The organism is Rossellomorea aquimaris, from assembly GCF_020171925.1.
GTDB classification, from domain to species: domain Bacteria; phylum Bacillota; class Bacilli; order Bacillales; family Bacillaceae_B; genus Rossellomorea; species Rossellomorea aquimaris_F.
Genome location: NZ_JAIVAR010000003.1, coordinates 155,441 through 169,989, shown reverse-complemented (window position 1 = coordinate 169,989; position 14,549 = coordinate 155,441). Strand labels below are relative to the sequence as shown.

Below are 14,549 nucleotides of genomic sequence, written 5' to 3'. Positions count from 1 at the left end.
TGGTTGCATCCATACTGGACATATATAGTGAGAGGACTATAATAATAAGGTAAATGACAGATATTACATAAGAATAGGGTGAGAAAATGGTTGCAAAGGAAAGTAATATGAACCTTGCACTCACTGGCTTGCTACTCGGAATCCTGATGTCAGCGATGGATAATACCATTGTTGCTACAGCTCTCGGATCGATTGTTTCAGATCTTGGAGGCCTCGACAAATTTGTCTGGGTGACATCGGCATACATGGTGGCCGTGATGGCAGGGATGCCTATTTTCGGTAAATTGTCCGATATGTACGGACGTAAACGGTTTTATATTTTTGGTCTTACAATCTTTCTTTTAGGTTCGGCATTGTGCGGGATCGCACAGGATATCGTCCAGCTCAGTATCTTCAGGGCGATTCAAGGCATTGGCGGTGGTGCATTGCTACCGATCGCCTTCACCATCGTGTTCGATCTCTTCCCGCCTGAGAAAAGGGGGAAGATGACGGGTCTGCTTGGTGCGGTATTCGGTTCTGCTTCCGTCTTCGGCCCTCTGATCGGTGCATTTCTGACGGATAACCTCAGCTGGCACTGGGTGTTCTATGTGAACGTGCCGATTGGGCTTCTTTCCCTCTTCTTTATCATGACGGCGTATAAGGAGTCCCCGCAGCGATCCGATCAGCGAATTGATTGGGGAGGGGCAATCACCCTCGTCATTGCGGTCGTCAGCTTGATGTTTGCACTGGAACTAGGAGGAAAGGAATTTGCGTGGTCTTCCTGGCAAATCATTGCGTTATTCCTATCCTTCTTCGTTTTCGCTTTGAGTTTCATCTTCATTGAACGTAAAGCCGCGGAACCAATCATCTCGTTCTGGATGTTTAAAAGTCCATTATTTGCTTCCGCTCAAGCGCTAGCGTTCCTATACGGTGCTGCGTTCATCATCTTAACGATCCTGATCCCGATCTTCGTACAGGCTGTATATGGTGGTTCTGCAACAAATGCTGGACTGATCCTGACACCATTGATGCTTGGATCGGTTGTCGGAAGTGCAATCGCCGGTATAAGGATGACAAAGAGCAGCTACAGGAATATCATGTGGATTTCCATCCTTTCGTTCATTGCAGGGATGACCCTCCTTGCGACGATGGGGCCGGATACGAGCAGACTGCTGCTCACCCTGTATATGATCCTGAGCGGATTTGGCGTAGGATTCTCCTTTTCACTACTGCCGAATGCAACGATCCACAAGCTTGACCCGCGGTTCAGGGGATCGGCCAACTCGACGAATGCATTCTTCCGTTCCCTTGGGATGACAATCGGAATCACCGTATATGGGACGATTCAGACAAAGCTATTCACATCACAGCTGGAAGAAGCGTTCAAGGGGCAGGGAGGTGGACAAGGCTTTCCTGGAGGCGGGGATCCGCGAAGCATCTTCGAACCGGAAATGCGTGCCAAGATTCCTGATTTTGTCCTCGGGAAAATTACGACGGCAATGTCTGATTCGATCACGACGACATTTGCTTACGCTCTGATTCCACTCGTCATTGCCTTGTTCTTTGTCTATTTCATGGGCAACAGCAGGCTGGAGGTCGAAGGGAAAGACGTGTCGAAAGCTACGAAATAAAGCTATGTTCACTATCAGAAGGAGAGCAGTGGCAATCGCCCTTGCTCTCTTTCTTTTTTTTTGCCATCACGGTTTACAATTAGCCACACTTAAATTTACACTTTTTTACCATTCGTTATCAGTCACGAAACATTCCGGAATTATAATGGAGGTGACTATACTAAGGGGTGATTTCCATGGATAGAATGTTCACGGGTTTTCACAAGATGGACCAGCAATTATTTTATAAAATTAACGGCAGCAGCCAATTGTACCGGACCTTCTTCGGCAGTATCACTCATCTGGGTGGTGCGAGGATATCCATTCTGTCTGTTCTTCTGCTATCTATTCTGAGTAGTATCTATCCTTCAATCAGAAACACTGTATTCCAGGTATTTCTTACATTATGTATCAGCCACCTCATCATGCATATGATCAAGCGCTCAGTGAAAAGGATCAGGCCGTACCTTTCGCTTCCGGATGTATTGCTCCACGGTCATCCATTTAAAGATCACTCGTTTCCATCAGGACATTCAACGGCGATCTTTTCTATAACCATTCCTTTTATGCTGCAATTCCCAATGACTATTTTCATTTTGTTCCCAATCAGTTGTCTTGTTGCTTACTCAAGAGTCGTATTAGGTGTTCACTATCCCTCCGATGTGATGGCAGGGGCGTTTCTCGCATTGGCGACGGCTGTATTGATTTCCTTTCTGTGAAAAAAATGGGTGGAAAGCTTATGAAAATCACAAAACGAGATGAAATGTAGAAAAGGGAGGATGTAAGATGAGGATCGCATTGTTTTCCGATACGTACCATCCGCAAGTGAATGGAGTGGCAAGGACGCTTAAAAGGTTGACCGACTTCTTTGAAAAAGTGGGTATTGAATACAAGGTATTCGTGCCTGAAACCCAAGATAAGAAAGAGCAGTATCCGAATGTCCATTCATTCACCAGTGTCCCGTTTTTCTTATATCCAGAGTGCCGTACGGCGATTGCAAACCCCGCTGCGATCGAGAGGCAGTTGAAAGAATTCGCTCCAACGATGATCCACGTTACAACGCCACTGACAATGGGGTTGATCGGTATCCGATGTGCAAAGAAACTGAACATCCCCCTCGTTGCTTCCTATCATACACATTTCGACTACTATCTGACTTATTATAAGATGGCTTGGTTGTCGCCGCTGCTCTGGAAATACATGAGATGGTTCCATGCGAGTGCAGAGAGGATCTTTGTGCCTTCAATGGATACCAAATTACATCTCGAGTCTAAGGGATTCAAGCAGCTGTCCATTTGGAGCAGGGGGGTGGACTGTGAGGCATACTGCCCGGGAAAGCGGTCCGATGAACGAAGGGAAGCCTACAAGCTAGGAGATAAGTTCACCATGTTATACGTAGGGAGGATTGCACCTGAGAAGGACCTTGACACCTTGATCAAAACGATCAAATTCCTGCCAGCATCCGTAAAGAGGAAAGTGCGTTGGGTCATAGTAGGGGATGGGCCCATGATGAAAGACGTGCAAAAGGAGCTGAAGGGGGAAAATGTGACGTTTACAGGTTACCTCAACGGCGAAGAACTGGCAGAAGTGTATGCCTCTTCCGACCTGTTCGTCTTTCCTTCCGCTTCGGAAACCTTCGGTAATGTCGTTCTTGAAGCCTTCGCGTCCGGATTGCCTGCTGTGGTCGCGAATAAAGGGGGCGTCACCACGATTGTCGAAGATGGGAAGGACGGGAAGATTGCCGCTGCGCACGACAGTCAATCCTTCATCGACTCAATCACCGAGATTGTTGAAAATGAAGCATTGCACCGGAATATGAGTCAACAAGCACGATTGAAGGCAGAACATCTTTCTTGGGAACGCATCTTCCACCGACTCTTGTCAGAATACCGTGAAGTGCAATCCCAATATGCAGAAGAACTTACAAATCAAAACCAGAAAGTCTCATCCTTATAGTTCGGGACACGGGGACAGGACCCCTGTCCCATATAAAAAGGAAAGTGTCACCAGCTGCGACACTTTCCTTTTAAACATGGAATGGTACTTTGTTGCTTTAAAGCGATGAGGGACGTACCTTTCAATGCAGTGAAGGGGCAAGATCAGCCGTCAAAGCGATATTCATATTCAATCGTTGACTGCCCATCTTCAGCGATGGTCTCGACTGCAATATGGGTGACGGTTGTCTCGAATGAAGATTGGAAGTGCTTCGTCCGTTCCAAAGCCTTTCTGAATGCCTCCTCATTGTCCATCCTGCCGACTGTCAGGTGGGGGATGTAAGGTATATCCCTGGCCTGGAACTCCTTCAAAATCCCCTTGTACATCCGGTCTCTTAGTTCAATGATGGAGTCATTCCCTTTCTTGACTTTCAAGAATAAATATTCCCCTTGAGAACCTGATAAATCACGAAGGCGAATATCAAATGCATTCATTCCATCTAAGCAATTATTAATATGATCGATCAATTCAGATGTAGGTAAGTTGCTTTTGAAAGGGTGGACCAATGTGATATGAGGCGGTACGAAAGAATACAAGGGATCATAAATCTCTCTAACCCGATCAATTTCGCCTTGATTTTGGAATTCCGGGAATATGCAAATCGAACGATTAATCACGATCATCACCACCGGTTTTGGAGTTGTAGGAAAATGCAAAGGAAAATGCAAAGGAAAATGCAAAGGTACGTCCCTCACTGCGTTGATACGTTAATGCGATGAGGGACGTACCTTTCACATGAAATCAGTCCGCACTGCTCATCATTTCATAATATTGATAGAGTGCATGGGTACCTTTGTTTTCGCCGCCCTCTTTGCTGAACTGCTCATACAACTCTTTCGCAAGCTTCAGTCCGGGTACAGCCACTTTCATATTTTCTGCAGATTCAATGGCGATTTTCATATCTTTAATAAAGTGCTTTACATAGAAGCCAGGGTCGAAGTTTCCGTCAATCATCCTTGGTGCCAGGTTTGATAATGACCAGCTGCCGGCTGCCCCCGCTTCGATGCTCTTTAGCACCGTCTTTGGATCCAGACCCGCTTTTTCAGCATAGAGGATCGCTTCACAAACACCGAGCATTCCGGATGCGATCGCAATCTGGTTGCACATTTTGGTGTGCTGGCCGGCTCCTGCCCCGCCTTGGAGCACGATGTTTTTTCCCATCGCTTCAAGGGCAGGACGGATACCCTCGAAATATTCTTTTTCGCCTCCGACCATGATGGTGAGTGCCGCATTGCGGGCCCCGACATCACCGCCGGATACAGGAGCATCATATGCGTGGATACCGTTTTCCCTCGACTTTTCATCAATCTTCTTTGCAAGTTCCGGTGACGATGTCGTCATATCGATGACATAAGAACCCCTTTGGGCGTTCGCCAACAGACCACCTTCACCCAAATAGACTTCTTCCACATCGCTTGGATACCCTACGATCGTAATGATGATATCCGACTCTCTAGCAAGTGTTGCGACATCATCCTTCCAATGTGCTCCTTCTTCAAGAAGATCAGCGGCTTTTTCCTTTGTTCTTGTGAACACATTCAAGGGGTACCCCGCTTTCATTAAATGACGTGCCATGCTTTTTCCCATGACTCCAGTACCGATGAATCCGATTGTCTTATCCTGCATTCTATCGCTCACCTTCCCAATGAATATACAAATCTATTAGTAAAAGTATACCAGTCCAAATTTGAAAGGAACAGTAGAAGAGAGTAAACCCTTGGAAGGTACGTCCCTCAACCATTCACCGCGGCAGTGCAGCGAGGGACGTACCTTAGAATTTGGACTGTTAATGCAACCGGTTTCATAGTATACTAACTTTATTGAAAAATGGTTGGTGTTCAACTAGGGTCAACAACATAAAGGAGTGATTGTAATGACAAAACAGTGGTGGAAAGAGGCAGTTGTCTATCAAATATATCCCCGCAGCTTCAAGGATTCGAACGGCGACGGGATTGGCGATATTAATGGGATCATTTCAAAACTAGATTACTTGAAGGAGCTTGGGATCGATGTAATCTGGCTGTCACCGGTCTATCAATCACCCAACGATGACAACGGATATGATATCAGTGATTACCGTGGCATCATGGACGAGTTCGGGACGATGGCGGATTGGGACCGTCTTCTTGATGAAATGCACAAGCGCGGCTTGAAGTTGATCATGGATCTCGTCGTGAATCACAGCTCGGATGAGCATGCGTGGTTCGTCGAGTCCAGGAAATCAAAGGACAATCCGTACCGGGATTACTATATATGGCGAGACGGAAAGGACGGGCGCGAGCCGAATAACTGGGAATCATGCTTCAGCGGATCTGCCTGGAAATACGATGACGCAACGGACCAATACTTTCTTCACTTATTCAGTCAGAAGCAGCCAGACCTGAACTGGGAGAATCCGAAGCTTCGCGAAGAAGTGTACAGCATGATGAAATTTTGGCTCGACAAGGGAATCGACGGCTTCCGTATGGATGTCATCAATTTCATATCCAAAGTGGACGGACTTCCTGATGCTGAAGCTCCTGAAGGACGCAAGTATGCGCCGGGTGGGGACTACTACATGAATGGGCCGAAAATCCATGACTATCTACAGGAGATGCATGAAAAGGCATTATCGGGCTACAACGTCATGACGGTCGGGGAAATGCCAGGGGTGAATGTGGAAGAAGCGAAGCTTTATACGGCGGAGGACCGCAATGAAGTGAATATGGTCTTCCAATTCGAACATGTGGATCTTGATTCAGGGCCGGGGGGCAAATGGGATCTCCGTCCGATGAAAATGAGCGCACTCCGCGATAGCTTCACCAAATGGCAAAAGGGGCTTGAGCATGAAGGGTGGAACAGCCTTTACCTGAACAATCATGATCAGCCGCGCATGGTGTCCCGTTTCGGCAACGACAAAGAATATCGGGTCGAATCCGCGAAAATGCTCGCGACATTCCTTCATACGCTGAAAGGGACGCCATACATCTATCAGGGTGAAGAACTTGGGATGACCAACGTCCAATTCGATTCCATCAACGACTATGAGGACATCGAGACACTGAACATGTACCGTGAAAAAGTGATTGAAAACGGTGAGGATCATGAGAAAGTGATGAATTCCATTCATGTGAAAGGCCGTGACAATGCGCGTACGCCGATCCAATGGGATGAGACGGAACACGGTGGTTTCACAACCGGCGAACCTTGGCTGAAAGTGAATCCGAACTATAAAGAAATCAATGCAAAACAAGCGATGGCCGATCCCCATTCCGTTTTCCATTATTACCGGAAGCTAATTGCCTTACGGAAAGAAAATCCGATCATGGTTTACGGATCCTATGAACTCATCATGCCGGACCATGACAAAATCTATGCTTACAGCAGGCACTTTGAAGGAGAGACTATGATCGTCATGTTGAACTTCTCTGAAGGTACACCAGTTTTTGAACTGCCTTCTGAATACGAAAGCATGGCTGATTTATTGATCGGCAACTATGATACAGAAGCTGAAGGGGACATACGCGAAGTGAAATTGCGTCCGTATGAGGCTAGGGTTTATGTATTGAAGTAATAAGGCTGGTTACGTGAACATGAGTCTAAAGAGGAACTTGCACTGCAAGTTCCTCTTCCATGATTATTTTTGCTTCTGTTGACTTCCGCCTGGCTGTACGGACAATATCTCCACTTGGTCACTCATTTGCTTCTCGGCAAGCTTTTTGGCTGCCTCATGCTGTTCTTTCTGAGTAGGCTTTGACATCCAACATTCCTCCCGTCCTAAAAGATGATTTCACCCTTAGTTTCCTTTTACCGTGTGAAATTATTCTCTAAAATCTTCAGGGAAAAAAGACCCCGTGTCACGACCGATACTCCGTTATTCTGATATAAAATCAGGACTATCGTGGGGTTTTGTCGAATTAAATCGAATTTCTCTGGATATCAAGGTATAATTTAGTACGGATAATGGATTTAAAAAATATGATTTACACATAAAGGAGGAACACGTGATGGGATGGGTAATCACCATGTTGTTTGGTACAGCCGTCGTGCTGCTCATTTTATCGTTTATCAAAACGACACACTCCAAGTCTCAGCTTGAACAGCAAATGGAGCTTGTTTCAATATCAGTACGAAATGAGGTCCATGAATTAGAGAAGCAGATCCGCAATATGCAGCTGGACGCAGAAATCACGGCACAGCAGTCAGGTGCAATGGAAATGTCTTCGGATGAGCGCATCATGCTTCGTGACATGCTTGATATGCATAAAAGAGGATACTCAATCGAAAGCATTGCGGGCAAAAAGAAAATCTCTCCGCTTGAAGCGGAACGCATGCTTACTCCATTCATGGAAAGAAAGGCTGAAAGGAGTATGGTGGCACAATGACATCGAATCCCCTGCGCAGTTTTGCATCAGGCCTCTTAGTTGCAGCAACGATCATCGGAGCATTCTATTTATTCGGGCCATCCCAAGCAGAGAGTTCAGAGAAGGCTACAAAGACTGTTAAAACTGAAAAGCTTTCAGAAGACCAAATGATTGAGCAGCTTACATCTAAAGGATTTGTCGTACATACTGAAGACGAATGGAATAAACAGATGGCTAAGGCGAACGAGCAGAAAGAAAAAAAGCCTGAAAAGAAGAACGATGACGGCGTCGTCTACCGCACCATCTTGAATGTTTCAATGGGGATGACGAGCATTGATATCGGAAACGCCCTGGAAGAAGCCAAGATCATCGATGACGGCATGAAGTTTTATAAAGAAGTGGAAAACCGCGGTCTTGAGAATGAATTGAGACCAGGCACATTCCAAATCGAAAGCGGAATGAGTATGGATGAAATCATTTCGATCATATTCAAATAAGTTCACGAGAGAAGCTCCTTTTTAGGGGCTTTTTATTTTACAAAAAATTGAAACTTTTCCTGTTACTATCCGTAAATAGTAGTAAGAGGTGATTAGGATGAATGGGATTTTCTTATTGATATTAGTACCATTTTTTATCATATTCATTTCCATTCTTATGACGAATCCATCTAAGAGAACAAATAGGGATGGTGGCCACACGGTACTTTACGGCGACGGTTATGACGGAACCGACCACTGTGGAGGTTTTGACGGTGGATCCAGCGGTGGCGACGGAGGCTGTGGAGGGGGAGAATGATCCCCCTTTTGGATAGGACAAACTTAATGAATGGGGTGTAATCGAAATTGGAACTTTTTGAACTGAGAGTGACTGAAGAAAAAGGGGATTTACAAATCAAATGGCAATTAAGCACATTTAACATTCCGCTGGATGACATGATCAGTGTGGAAAATGACGATACATATGCCGGAAAAGAAAAATCCGCGATCCGCATCGGGCATCCTTATGGTCATACCGACCGTGTCGTCATCCGGACAGAAAAGGAAACCTATATCCTCTATACAAGCATCGGCGGGTTAAAGGAGAAGATTCTCTCCTATCAGCAGGATGCCGTTAACTAATAGGGATGGTGGTCCTGATCAAAAACGGAGGTGCTAACATGAAACAAGCGTTGCTATTTTTCGGCATCGCCCTGACCGTCATTTTCGGCGGAGGTTTCCTGATCCGCCTTGTAAGGGACGGGGATTTCTACCTTGCTGAATGTTCCGTTGGCATGCTCGGAGTTCTGTTATTGATCAAGGCGATCATCTTGAAGAATAGAGAAAAGACACGTGTCGAATAGGTAAAAGACAATTTTCGCTGGAGGAAATTGTCTTTTTTAGTGACAAAAAGAAATTTTTGTATATAATGGTACTATATAGTGCGTTACATGAGTAATGTACTAATGTGGTAAGTGGAGGTGGTGATATCCTAGTGTTGAACCATGACAGTATGAAGCCGATCTATGTACAAATCAGTGAGTGGCTGGAAACAGAAATATTGAATGGCACCATCGGACGCGATGAGAAGGTTTATTCACAGTATCAATTGGCAGAGATGTTTACAATCAATCCAGCAACGGCTGCAAAGGGGATCAATTTGCTCGCAGATGAAGGGATTTTATATAAGAAGCGGGGACTAGGGATGTTTGTTGCTCCGAAAGCCAGGGAGATCATCCTCGAAAATAGAAAGAATTCGAAGCTCGGCAGCATGGTAACCGACCTTGCAAAAGAGGCGGTCCAGCTGATGGTGGGGGAAGATGAACTGATCGCCATGATCAGGGGAGTGTACCGGAAGGAAAAGGGGGAAGGTTCATGAACGTAGTGGAATGCACGGGGTTAACAAAGCAATATGGCCTTCATAAGGCACTAGATGAATTGACGTTTACATTAACGGAAAATAAAATCACCGGATTGATCGGGAGGAATGGAGCGGGTAAGACGACGCTCTTGAAGATCATTGCAGGCTTTCTACGCAACAGTTCAGGTGAAGTACGGGTGTTTAGTGAAGTTCCTTTCAATCATCTAAAAGTATCTGCAAACACGATTTTTATCGATAATGAAATGAGTTTTTCCAATGGGCTGACATTGTGGGAGCTGCTTGAAACAGCAGGGAGATTCTACCCGAACTGGAATGGGGAGCTTGCGGAGCGTCTCTTTTCATATTTTTCATTTAAGAAAGATCAGTACCATGGGAATCTGTCTAAGGGGATGAGGAGCACATTCAACATGATCATCGGCCTATCTGCCCGCTGTCCTCTTACCATTTTCGATGAACCGACGAGCGGGATGGACGCAGCGACACGGAAAGACTTCTACCGGGCGTTGTTGAAAGAATATATCGCCTATCCGAGGACCATCATCCTGTCCAGTCATCTTCTGACAGAAGTAGAAGATTTGCTGGAGGAAGTATTGCTGATTAAATCAGGTAAGAAATGCCTTCATTTAGGCATTGAAGAGTTGAAGGAATATGCGATCGGTGTCCGTGGAAAGACCGATGCTGTCCACAATTGGATGGGAGATATCGAACCGATTCACACACAGGATTTCGGTTCGGGGCTGACCTATGCAGTGCTAAAAAATGATTATGGGGTAACTGGACTGCAAGAGGGGAAAGAACATGGACTTGAATTTTCGCCCGTCTCTGCTGAAGATCTATGCACTTATTTGACAAGACCATCAAAAGGGGGGATTGATGATGTATTTATCAGAGGTTAACGAATGGGATATCGTCAAAAAACAGTACCGTTATAAATTGAAATCCTATTTTGGGATGTTCACATCATTGATGATGATCCAGCTGCTTGCCATCCTGTTTTCATTTAACGGGACAGGGATGAGCGGCGGATCATCAAGCTCCCTTGATTTTGAAGTCCATTATTTTACGAGTGATATCCTCCAGGTATTCATGATGATCTGGGCGTTCATCTCGGCAATCATCATTACGACAAAGGCTTACCGCAATGACGATTATGCATTTGTGACGAACCGCCGGATCAGCCACTTCTCGAATGTGCTTTTTCTTTTCTCTGCAAGTGTAATTGCAGGTCTCACAGGATATTTGGCAATACACCTGTTTAAAGTCATCACCTTCATGTTGAAGGATTCATCTTCGATCATGGTTGAGTCCTTGACTGCTACGGGGCTGTTGAAAGGGATTCCCGCATCGATCCTGTACATTTTTCTCTTTGCGTGCGCAGGTTACTTTGTCGGTATGTTGGTCCAATTCAACAAAATCTTTGCGGTACTAGTGCCGATTTTATGTGTGGGAGCTTTGATCCTTGATGGCATGACAGGGGACCCGACCCTGCTTGTGAGTGCATTGACATTCTTTGGTTCGGAAATGTCCTTTCTTCTATTCCTTGTGAAAATTCTTGGGGTATCATTTCTCTTCCTGCTTGGAAGCATCGGGATTTCCAATCGATTGGAGGTAAGAAAATGAATGTGATATGGATGTTTTTTCCGATTCTGATCATCCTGCTTCTCGTGATCGGAGTGTCGGTATTGATGGTCAGGATGAGCAGAAGAAGAAGAATGGGACCTAAGAAGGCCAGGTGGATCATTGGAGCTTATTTGATCGTGTTACTGGTGGGTACTGTGTTTTCTTTCTTTATAGTAGAGGATCAAGGGCATACGTTTGAAACGGTGACGACGAAAGAGATGGAACGAATCGAACGTACTCAAATGAAAGTGATGGATGCAGCACATTCGGGGAGATTATCAGATTTTAAAGATGTTTATACGGAAAAGAAAAGCTGGTCATTCCCGTACACAGACCAAAAGCTGGACATCACAAACGTAGATGAACAATCCGTCGGGGTCATGGTTTTTGTCCAAAAGAAGGAAAAGGAAGATGGGATCGTTGAAGCCGTGCACTATACAGGTGATGTCTATCTTGACGGAATTGATGTGACTGAAGAGAAATCAACCGCCGAGTTAGAATTGAAGGGGGAGGCCCTTGTTGTTAAAGCTCCTCCGATGGTTCATCTGAATATCACTACGTTTTCATCAGGTTTTCCTTTTCAGCAATTCTCTAAAGGAAAAGGAGGGCTTTTTTCGGATCACAGGAGCATGGGGTTCGGTCAGGACTTCATTCTTCTTAAAGTACCTCCAAGCGTGAAGGTGAATGGACAGACGAATTATGTCAGGAGTGAGTAGTACGGAAGTATTGGGTGAAGAGTGATTTTGACTCCATCCAACCAGTCATCGATTTAAGAGAGTGCCCGTCCAATCCTCTTTATCTAAGAGGGAAGGGACGGGCGTTTTTAGATCTACAAGTTCATCGCATACTTTTTTAGCTCTTCTGTATCATTGGGTAATGTGACATAGCCTTCTAGCTTCATTCCGAGTTTTTCAAGGAGCTTGGATGAAGAGTGATTATCTTTTGTCGTTATCGCGACGAGCCTTTTGATACCATGTTTCCTGGCAATCTCCAATGTACCTCTTGCCGCCTCATATGCATATCCTCTTGAATGATAATCGGAAAGAAAGGCAAATCCGATATCCACAGCATTGAGTCCTTCCCGCTTGATCAATCCGCATAATCCGATCGGTATGTGGGTGTCCTTCAATTCGGTGAGGAACAGCCCGAACCCTTCCCGTTCATACATCGCGCGGGGACCCGTCCTGATATAGTCCACGGCATCTTCGAGTGTTTTGATCCCTTTGTCACCTATGTAGTCTATCCAACCGGGCTCATTTAGGAGCTTATAAATGAAATCGGCATCACTTGTTTGGACCTCCCGGAGAATGAGTCGGTCAGTTTCAATCATTTTCATGAGGGCACCTCGCATCTAATGTGTCATCTACTCTCATAGTAATGTATTTCCTGGATACGTGCCAATCCCATTATCATTTTAACCGGAAGTTCCAGGGCGCATTTACTCCCAGGCAGTGGATGCTAATTGTGGGCTTTAGATATGGTAGTATTGGACATAGTTAATAATGGACAAAAAGTCAGATTAAAGAAGGGGATAAGATGAAAGAGGGAAACTTCAAGAACGAAGCAGGGTGGAATTTTCACAATCGTTATGGGGAACTTCCACCAGTATTTTATAAGAGACAAATGCCCGAGCCAGTTCGTGAGCCAAGGTTGGTGATTCTGAATGGTGGACTGGCTGAATCGTTGGGCTTGGACAATCGAGTGCTTCAAAGTAAAAGCGGGGCAGAGGCCTTTGCCGGTAACGAACCTCCAGAGGGAGCTGAACCATTGGCTCAAGCATATGCAGGGCATCAATTCGGACATTTTACGATGCTTGGTGACGGCCGGGCGATCCTGCTTGGTGAACAGATCACTCCATCAGGTGAAAGGGTCGATATTCAACTGAAGGGGGCGGGGCGCACTCCTTATTCCCGTGGAGGTGACGGTCGTGCGGGACTTGGGCCGATGCTTCGTGAATACATGATCAGTGAAGCGATGCATGCCCTTGGAATTCCTACGACGAGGAGCCTGGCGGTGGTCACGACAGGAGAATCCATCATACGTGAAACCGAGCAGACTGGTGCGATTCTTACGCGCGTGGCTGCAAGCCATTTGCGTGTCGGTACATTCCAATATGCTTCAAGATTCGGATCTGAGGGTGACCTCCGTGCCCTTGCGGATTATGCGATCGAACGCCACTACCCGGAAGCGGCCGAAGCAGAGAACCCCTATCTCGCGTTGTTACAGGGAGTCATCAAACGACAGGCATCACTTGTCGCCAAGTGGCAGCTCGCAGGTTTCATCCACGGCGTGATGAATACCGATAATATGACCATCAGCGGTGAAACGATTGATTACGGACCATGTGCGTTCATGGACACCTTTGATCCGTCAACGGTATTCAGCTCCATCGATCGACAGGGACGCTATGCATATGCTAACCAGCCGCCGATTGCAGGCTGGAACCTTGCACGTTTTGCAGAAACGTTGCTGCCTTTGCTCCATGAAGAGGAAGAGAAATCACTTCAGCTTGCCCAGGAAGCCATTTCAGCGTTTCCGAAGCAGTATCACTCCAATTGGCTCAAGGGAATGAGGGCGAAACTCGGCTTGTTTGGCGAAGAGGAAGAGGATAAAGTCCTCATTGAAGAGCTCCTCGGGATGATGCATGAACAAAAGGCTGACTATACCAACACATTCCGTGACTTGACGTTTGATCGCCGAGAGGGATCATCCCTGTATGATTTGGAACAATTCGATGGTTGGGAAAAGCGCTGGCAGGAAAGGAAGGATCGTCAGAAAGAGTCGAGAGAAGAAGTCCTTAAATCCATGAAAAACAGCAATCCGGCAGTCATCCCCCGGAATCATCGGGTGGAAGAAGCACTGGAAGCTGCGGTCGAGAGAGGGGATTTGAGTGTGATGATGAACCTGCTCGAAGTACTCTCCAAACCATATGCACATTCTTCGGAGCAGGAAGAATACAGTGCACCACCACCGCCAACCGATCCACCTTACCGGACATTCTGCGGAACATAATAACCTTGAAGGACCGTCCCTCGATGCGTTAACGCGTTACAGAATCGAGGGACGGTCCTTCTCTGTAATCAGAAGGAGATCGGATGTACATGAAAGCATATTCAATTTTGAGTGGATGGATAGTCATGGTATA

Annotated in this window: 18 protein-coding genes; 14 read left to right on the top strand and 4 right to left on the bottom strand. The window is 46.0% G+C overall.

What is annotated here, in order from left to right; genetic code table 11:
- Window positions 1-86: 86 nt before the first annotated feature.
- The 3 genes from LCM10_RS12205 to LCM10_RS12195 all read left to right on the top strand — a co-directional run bounded on the left by LCM10_RS12205 (window position 87) and on the right by LCM10_RS12195 (window position 3,545).
- Window positions 87-1,610 (top strand): MDR family MFS transporter, encoded by a 1,524-nt coding sequence (locus LCM10_RS12205; protein WP_224876554.1) that lies wholly within the window; start codon window positions 87-89, stop codon window positions 1,608-1,610.
- A 176-nt stretch (window positions 1,611-1,786) separates the two neighbouring features.
- A complete protein-coding gene (locus LCM10_RS12200; RefSeq protein ID WP_224876553.1) occupies window positions 1,787-2,308 on the top strand; it encodes a phosphatase PAP2 family protein in 522 nt (173 codons plus the stop codon).
- A 67-nt stretch (window positions 2,309-2,375) separates the two neighbouring features.
- A complete protein-coding gene (locus tag LCM10_RS12195) occupies window positions 2,376-3,545 on the top strand; it encodes a glycosyltransferase family 4 protein (RefSeq protein WP_224876552.1) in 1,170 nt (389 codons plus the stop codon).
- Window positions 3,546-3,688: 143 nt separating this feature from the next.
- On the opposite strand, the gene LCM10_RS12190 is transcribed toward LCM10_RS12195, so the two are convergent.
- Window positions 3,689-4,201 carry a 2'-5' RNA ligase family protein gene (locus LCM10_RS12190; protein ID WP_224876551.1) on the bottom strand — a complete coding sequence of 171 codons (513 nt, stop codon included), beginning with the start codon at window positions 4,199-4,201 and terminating at the stop codon, window positions 3,689-3,691.
- 124 nt (window positions 4,202-4,325) lie between these two features.
- Window positions 4,326-5,210 carry an NAD(P)-dependent oxidoreductase gene (locus tag LCM10_RS12185; RefSeq protein WP_224876550.1) on the bottom strand — a complete coding sequence of 295 codons (885 nt, stop codon included), beginning with the start codon at window positions 5,208-5,210 and terminating at the stop codon, window positions 4,326-4,328.
- 247 nt (window positions 5,211-5,457) lie between these two features.
- Between LCM10_RS12185 and LCM10_RS12180 the strand changes: the two genes are divergently transcribed.
- On the top strand, window positions 5,458-7,137 hold the full coding sequence (locus LCM10_RS12180; RefSeq protein ID WP_224876549.1) for a glycoside hydrolase family 13 protein: 1,680 nt from the start codon (window positions 5,458-5,460) through the stop codon (window positions 7,135-7,137).
- Window positions 7,138-7,200: 63 nt separating this feature from the next.
- On the opposite strand, the gene LCM10_RS20670 is transcribed toward LCM10_RS12180, so the two are convergent.
- Window positions 7,201-7,323: a hypothetical protein gene (locus LCM10_RS20670; protein WP_263621483.1), complete on the bottom strand. Its 123-nt coding sequence runs from the start codon at window positions 7,321-7,323 to the stop codon at window positions 7,201-7,203.
- A gap of 247 nt (window positions 7,324-7,570) precedes the next feature.
- Here LCM10_RS20670 and LCM10_RS12175 point away from each other — a divergent pair, with 247 nt between their 5' ends.
- From LCM10_RS12175 to LCM10_RS12135, 9 genes are all read left to right on the top strand, one after another.
- Window positions 7,571-7,948, top strand: a complete 378-nt coding sequence (locus LCM10_RS12175) for a hypothetical protein (RefSeq protein ID WP_224876548.1) — start codon at window positions 7,571-7,573, stop codon at window positions 7,946-7,948.
- Complete coding sequence (locus tag LCM10_RS12170) at window positions 7,945-8,424, top strand: endolytic transglycosylase MltG (protein ID WP_224876547.1); 480 nt, start codon at window positions 7,945-7,947, stop codon at window positions 8,422-8,424. The genes LCM10_RS12175 and LCM10_RS12170 overlap by 4 nt, the downstream gene beginning before the upstream one ends.
- Before the next feature lie 97 nt (window positions 8,425-8,521).
- Window positions 8,522-8,722 carry a hypothetical protein gene (locus LCM10_RS12165; RefSeq protein WP_224876546.1) on the top strand — a complete coding sequence of 67 codons (201 nt, stop codon included), beginning with the start codon at window positions 8,522-8,524 and terminating at the stop codon, window positions 8,720-8,722.
- A 47-nt stretch (window positions 8,723-8,769) separates the two neighbouring features.
- Window positions 8,770-9,045 carry a hypothetical protein gene (locus LCM10_RS12160; protein ID WP_224876545.1) on the top strand — a complete coding sequence of 92 codons (276 nt, stop codon included), beginning with the start codon at window positions 8,770-8,772 and terminating at the stop codon, window positions 9,043-9,045.
- A 38-nt stretch (window positions 9,046-9,083) separates the two neighbouring features.
- Window positions 9,084-9,266, top strand: a complete 183-nt coding sequence (locus LCM10_RS12155; protein WP_224876544.1) for a hypothetical protein — start codon at window positions 9,084-9,086, stop codon at window positions 9,264-9,266.
- Window positions 9,267-9,415: 149 nt separating this feature from the next.
- Window positions 9,416-9,781: a GntR family transcriptional regulator gene (locus LCM10_RS12150; RefSeq protein WP_224876959.1), complete on the top strand. Its 366-nt coding sequence runs from the start codon at window positions 9,416-9,418 to the stop codon at window positions 9,779-9,781.
- Window positions 9,778-10,680, top strand: coding sequence for an ABC transporter ATP-binding protein (locus tag LCM10_RS12145; RefSeq protein ID WP_224876543.1), 903 nt, complete (start codon window positions 9,778-9,780; stop codon window positions 10,678-10,680). The genes LCM10_RS12150 and LCM10_RS12145 overlap by 4 nt, the downstream gene beginning before the upstream one ends.
- Window positions 10,658-11,404, top strand: a complete 747-nt coding sequence (locus tag LCM10_RS12140) for a hypothetical protein (RefSeq protein ID WP_224876542.1) — start codon at window positions 10,658-10,660, stop codon at window positions 11,402-11,404. The genes LCM10_RS12145 and LCM10_RS12140 overlap by 23 nt, the downstream gene beginning before the upstream one ends.
- The gene (locus LCM10_RS12135) at window positions 11,401-12,120 is read left to right on the top strand and encodes a hypothetical protein (RefSeq protein ID WP_224876541.1); all 720 of its coding nucleotides are present in this window, start codon (window positions 11,401-11,403) and stop codon (window positions 12,118-12,120) included. The genes LCM10_RS12140 and LCM10_RS12135 overlap by 4 nt, the downstream gene beginning before the upstream one ends.
- Window positions 12,121-12,233: 113 nt before the next feature.
- On the opposite strand, the gene LCM10_RS12130 is transcribed toward LCM10_RS12135, so the two are convergent.
- Window positions 12,234-12,740 (bottom strand): GNAT family N-acetyltransferase, encoded by a 507-nt coding sequence (locus tag LCM10_RS12130; protein WP_224876540.1) that lies wholly within the window; start codon window positions 12,738-12,740, stop codon window positions 12,234-12,236.
- Window positions 12,741-12,940: 200 nt separating this feature from the next.
- On the opposite strand from LCM10_RS12130, the gene LCM10_RS12125 reads away from it, so the two are divergent.
- Window positions 12,941-14,416: a protein adenylyltransferase SelO gene (locus LCM10_RS12125; protein WP_224876539.1), complete on the top strand. Its 1,476-nt coding sequence runs from the start codon at window positions 12,941-12,943 to the stop codon at window positions 14,414-14,416.
- The last annotated feature ends 133 nt before the right edge of the window (window positions 14,417-14,549 follow it).

What these genes read in the sequence shown, in the direction of transcription:
- LCM10_RS12205 (WP_224876554.1), top strand. Translation starts at nt 87, where the DNA reads ATGGTTGCAAAGGAAAGTAATATGAACCTTGCACTCACTGGCTTGCTA.
- LCM10_RS12200 (WP_224876553.1), top strand. Translation starts at nt 1,787, where the DNA reads ATGGATAGAATGTTCACGGGTTTTCACAAGATGGACCAGCAATTATTT.
- LCM10_RS12195 (WP_224876552.1), top strand. Translation starts at nt 2,376, where the DNA reads ATGAGGATCGCATTGTTTTCCGATACGTACCATCCGCAAGTGAATGGA.
- LCM10_RS12185 (WP_224876550.1), bottom strand. Translation starts at nt 5,210, where the DNA reads ATGCAGGATAAGACAATCGGATTCATCGGTACTGGAGTCATGGGAAAA.
- LCM10_RS12180 (WP_224876549.1), top strand. Translation starts at nt 5,458, where the DNA reads ATGACAAAACAGTGGTGGAAAGAGGCAGTTGTCTATCAAATATATCCC.
- LCM10_RS20670 (WP_263621483.1), bottom strand. Translation starts at nt 7,323, where the DNA reads ATGTCAAAGCCTACTCAGAAAGAACAGCATGAGGCAGCCAAAAAGCTT.
- LCM10_RS12175 (WP_224876548.1), top strand. Translation starts at nt 7,571, where the DNA reads ATGGGATGGGTAATCACCATGTTGTTTGGTACAGCCGTCGTGCTGCTC.
- LCM10_RS12170 (WP_224876547.1), top strand. Translation starts at nt 7,945, where the DNA reads ATGACATCGAATCCCCTGCGCAGTTTTGCATCAGGCCTCTTAGTTGCA.
- LCM10_RS12165 (WP_224876546.1), top strand. Translation starts at nt 8,522, where the DNA reads ATGAATGGGATTTTCTTATTGATATTAGTACCATTTTTTATCATATTC.
- LCM10_RS12155 (WP_224876544.1), top strand. Translation starts at nt 9,084, where the DNA reads ATGAAACAAGCGTTGCTATTTTTCGGCATCGCCCTGACCGTCATTTTC.
- LCM10_RS12150 (WP_224876959.1), top strand. Translation starts at nt 9,416, where the DNA reads ATGAAGCCGATCTATGTACAAATCAGTGAGTGGCTGGAAACAGAAATA.
- LCM10_RS12145 (WP_224876543.1), top strand. Translation starts at nt 9,778, where the DNA reads ATGAACGTAGTGGAATGCACGGGGTTAACAAAGCAATATGGCCTTCAT.
- LCM10_RS12140 (WP_224876542.1), top strand. Translation starts at nt 10,658, where the DNA reads ATGATGTATTTATCAGAGGTTAACGAATGGGATATCGTCAAAAAACAG.
- LCM10_RS12135 (WP_224876541.1), top strand. Translation starts at nt 11,401, where the DNA reads ATGAATGTGATATGGATGTTTTTTCCGATTCTGATCATCCTGCTTCTC.
- LCM10_RS12130 (WP_224876540.1), bottom strand. Translation starts at nt 12,740, where the DNA reads ATGAAAATGATTGAAACTGACCGACTCATTCTCCGGGAGGTCCAAACA.
- LCM10_RS12125 (WP_224876539.1), top strand. Translation starts at nt 12,941, where the DNA reads ATGAAAGAGGGAAACTTCAAGAACGAAGCAGGGTGGAATTTTCACAAT.